3 protein-coding genes are annotated in these 3,609 nt (G+C 43.3%); all 3 read left to right on the forward strand.

Going from position 1 to position 3,609, the window contains the following annotated elements; translation table 11 throughout:
- The first annotated feature begins 83 nt into the window (after window positions 1-83).
- From VN429_RS03445 to VN429_RS03455, 3 genes are read left to right on the forward strand one after another with little or no spacing between them, the layout of a single operon-like run.
- Entirely contained in the window at window positions 84-2,033 is a 1,950-nt protein-coding gene (locus VN429_RS03445) for a sensor histidine kinase (protein ID WP_325629824.1), read from the forward strand.
- Entirely contained in the window at window positions 2,023-2,400 is a 378-nt protein-coding gene (locus VN429_RS03450) for a response regulator (RefSeq protein ID WP_325629826.1), read from the forward strand. The genes VN429_RS03445 and VN429_RS03450 overlap by 11 nt, the downstream gene beginning before the upstream one ends.
- Entirely contained in the window at window positions 2,400-3,548 is a 1,149-nt protein-coding gene (locus VN429_RS03455; protein ID WP_325629828.1) for a response regulator, read from the forward strand. Before VN429_RS03450 ends, VN429_RS03455 begins: the two co-directional genes overlap by 1 nt.
- The last annotated feature ends 61 nt before the right edge of the window (window positions 3,549-3,609 follow it).

Genomic DNA, 3,609 nt, shown 5'->3' on the forward strand with positions numbered 1-3,609 from the left:
CCCTATGGCAGAACAGAAGCCAGAAAATGGTTGAATTACAGATTTCGGAATTAATAAATACTATTGGGAGACATCCCGAATAAATGAAACTCAGATCCAAGGTTCTGCTTCTGTACTTTTGCATCATGATCCTCGTTTTGATCTGTGTCGGAATACTGCTGCCATCTTCACTGCATGAGAAGAATCTTGGAAGGATTCAGACTGATACAACAAACCAACTCAAACACATTGATTTTGCTCTCTTTAATTTCATCAGTGAACTTGAGAATGATGTAAGGCAACTCAAAGACGATGAGGATGTGAGGTATCCTGATGATACCGGTTTCACATCGTTTCTCAATGCATCAGAAGAGACATTTCATTACTCAATCACCACACATGAACAGGTTATAATCAATGAGTTAAACTCATTCAGATTAACTCATCCGGTGGTCAATTCTGCATACATGGGAAGAGAAACCGGTACATTTGTCAGATCGCACCCACGTCCGAATTCAACGGCTTATGATCCAAGGACAAGACCCTGGTACATCTTGGCAAAGGAACATCCCGGAGAGGTCATGATAACTGACCCTTACCAGTCGGTAACTTCTCCGGATCTAAATATCGGGATAGTATCTGCGTTGACGTATCCTAACGGATCAGTATATGGTGTAATTGGTGCAGATATTACCCTTGTTGATTTAACCAAATACATGACCGAATTTGATTTCGGGAGAGATGTAAAGATTATTTTGGTTAATGAGACAGGGACTATCCTTGCTGCTAAAGATCCCTCGCTTATCTTCAAGAATATCAGCCAGGTTACCGGGAATCAAGCGCAGACATTTTTGCAATCAGCAGAAGGAATGATATCTCTTCCTGATTCATACCTAATCTATTATACATCTCCGCATCTTGGGTGGAAGTACGCCGTTGTAATTCCATTCTCACAGATCGAGAGGGAGATGTTCGATTCCATCATTACCATCCTCATTTTTGTGTTCATTGCACTGATCCTGCTCAGTCTACTCACAATGATAATTCTCGATCGCACAGTCATCAATCCAATCTCCACACTCACCACTGTCGCACGCAGAATAACAGAGACCGGAGACCTGAATCAGGAGATCACGACAGATACAGGAGGGGAGATCGGTGAATTAGCCCACTCATTCAGTACCATGATCACGACAATCCAGGTGAAAGAGGATGCACGACAGATGGCTATCGACGAGTTGTCACAATATCGGGATCACCTGAGTGAGATTGTCAAAGAACGGACACTCCAGCTCGAAGAGGCAAACAAAAACCTGTTACATGCCAAAGAACGGGCTGAGGATGCAGACCGGTTAAAATCTGCTTTTCTTGCGACAATGTCACATGAACTCAGAACACCTCTCAACTCCATCATTGGGTTTACTGGAATTCTTTTGCAGGGGCTTGCCGGTCCACTGAACGGTGAACAGGAGAAACAACTTGGACTTGTTCAGTATAGTGCCAGACATCTTTTGGATCTCATAAATGATGTCCTTGATATCTCAAAGATAGAGGCTGGTGAACTAAAGATTGCACATGAACCGGTTGATTTATCATCATCAATTAAATCGGTGGTGAAGACCATGCAACCGATAGCAGCAGAAAAAGGGCTGCATGTAATAGTAAACGAACCAGTATTAACTCACGGGATAATTATCGGGGATAAAAGAAGGCTTGAACAGGTTATCATGAATCTAATCAGTAATGCTATTAAATTCACTGAGACCGGAACTATTTTAATAACAACCAGAGATCTGTCTGACCACGTAGAGATATCTGTGGAAGATACCGGAATTGGGATAACTAAAGAGGATCTTAATACCATATTCAGACCATTCCATCAGATAGATACAGGGACAACACGAAAGCATGAAGGGACAGGTCTCGGACTATCCATCACCAAAAAACTTGTTGAACTTCACGGAGGAGACATTACGGTACAGAGTACCATAGGGGAGGGTAGTGTGTTCACCATACTCCTTCCAACTCAAAAGGGAGAAGAATATGTGCTTTAAAATTCTCGTTATCGAAGATAACGAGCAGAATATGTACCTGATGCACTTTCTCCTCAAATCAAAAGGACATAATGTAATAGAAGCAAGAGATGGAGAGGAGGGGATTCAGCTTGCAAAAGAGGCAGATCCTGACATTATTCTTCTTGACATCCAACTCCCGGGAATGGACGGATACGAGATCGCTCAGCGGATCAGAAGTTCACCTGATCTCACCTCCATTCCCATTATAGCTGTGACATCTTATGCCATGGCTGGTGACCGTGAAAAGGCCATGGCTGCAGGAGTGAATGATTACATCGAGAAACCTATCAACCCGGTCACGTTTCTCGATCAGATTGGGCAGTATTTTCCCAAGGAGGAGACCTGATGAGAGTGCTTGTTGTGGATGATCAATACATCAACAGGTACCTGCTCGAAAAAATTCTTGAAGGGAATGGACTTGAGGTCGTTTCTGCAGTAGATGGAATTGATGCCTTTGAGAAGGTGCAGGCTGGAAGGATCGATCTCATCATATCAGATGTGCTTTACCCAAGAATGGATGGTTTTCAGTTTTGTAGAGAGATCAAAAGCAATCCAGCGTATAAACACATTCCATTTGTCTTCTACACTGCTGCATACACTGAGGAAAAAGACCAGGAGTTCGCATTCCGCCTGGGAGCTGACCGGTATATTCTCAAACCCACAGATCCCTCTGAATTCATCAATATAATAAAAGGACTGATTGCTGAGTACCCCGAACTGTCAGGATTTTCTTCAGATCCTGCTCTCATGAAAGAAGAACAGTATCTTTCAGAGCATAACAGCCGACTGTTTCATCAGCTTGAAAAGAAACTTATCGAACTCGAAGAGTTGAACAAAGCCCTTCGCAGATCAGAAGAGCGGTACAGGAGCCTGTTTGAGAATGTGAACGATGCAATCATCCTCCACGAAATACTTCCTTCAGGTGAGCCTGGCAGGATCCTTGAAGTGAACACAGTAGCATGCAAACGGCTTGGGTACTCTCGTGAAGAGATGCTTGAAAAAAAGATTTCAGATATTGAAACTTCGGAATCTTCTACACGATACAGTGAGATGCAACCTGATGCTGAAACACCGAGAGTTACCTCTTTTGAAGGAGAACAGGTGGCAAAAGATAGCACAGTGATACCGGTTGAGATCAATGCACACCTGTATTATGAAAATGGGACCGGGCTGTGCCTGTCTGTCTGCAGGGATATCACAGTCAGGAAAAGGGCGATGAATGAACTCTCACGTGCTCTTTCCCAGATCAACAGAAATATCTATCAGATGGCAACAATTGGGGACAAAATCAGAAATCCCCTTGCCATCATCGTTTCTACCTGTGAAGAATGTTGTGGGGAGAGAACAGAAGTAGTTCATTCAGTGGTTCAGAATATCGATGAGTTCATCAGTGAACTCGATCAGGGATGGGTAGAATCTGAGAAGGTCAGAGTATTCCTTCAGAAACAATATGGAATAGGTAGCCAGGAGATGAATCATCCTACTGCATTCTGAAGCAAGGTAAAAACCAGGGGGATGATGGCCTAATTCCCAAATTCATGCGACATGGAAAACC

Source organism: Methanospirillum sp., from assembly GCF_035560735.1.
Classification (GTDB): Archaea; Halobacteriota; Methanomicrobia; order Methanomicrobiales; family Methanospirillaceae; genus Methanospirillum.

Bases quoted from the DNA above. Each gene is read 5' to 3' on its own strand.
- VN429_RS03445 (WP_325629824.1), top strand. From the start codon at position 84: ATGAAACTCAGATCCAAGGTTCTGCTTCTGTACTTTTGCATCATGATC.
- VN429_RS03450 (WP_325629826.1), top strand. From the start codon at position 2,023: ATGTGCTTTAAAATTCTCGTTATCGAAGATAACGAGCAGAATATGTAC.
- VN429_RS03455 (WP_325629828.1), top strand. From the start codon at position 2,400: ATGAGAGTGCTTGTTGTGGATGATCAATACATCAACAGGTACCTGCTC.